The organism is Nocardioides antri, from assembly GCF_008373765.1.
In the GTDB taxonomy this organism is placed as follows: domain Bacteria; phylum Actinomycetota; class Actinomycetes; order Propionibacteriales; family Nocardioidaceae; genus Nocardioides; species Nocardioides antri.
On record NZ_VUJW01000178.1, the window covers coordinates 1 to 228 of the forward strand.

1 protein-coding gene is annotated in these 228 nt (G+C 46.5%); it reads right to left on the reverse strand.

The window, feature by feature from the left end; all coding sequences use genetic code 11:
* The coding region (locus F0U47_RS22930; RefSeq protein ID WP_246159725.1) for a ubiquitin-like protein at window positions 1-184 on the reverse strand (184 nt) is incomplete at its 3' end.
* Between the last annotated feature and the right edge of the window lie 44 nt (window positions 185-228).

Genomic DNA, 228 nt, shown 5'->3' on the forward strand with positions numbered 1-228 from the left:
TACCGGTCAGAGTTTTTACGAAGATCTGCATGCCTCCACGAAGACGCAATACAAGATGGAGTGTGGATTCTTTTTGAATGTTGTAGTCTGACAAGGTGCGTCCGTCTTCCAGCTGCTTGCCAGCAAAGATGAGACGCTGTTGATCAGGAGGAATTCCTTCTTTGTCTTGGATCTTCGCCTTCACATTCTCGATTGTGTCCGAAGCTTCTACTTCCAAAGTGATGGTCT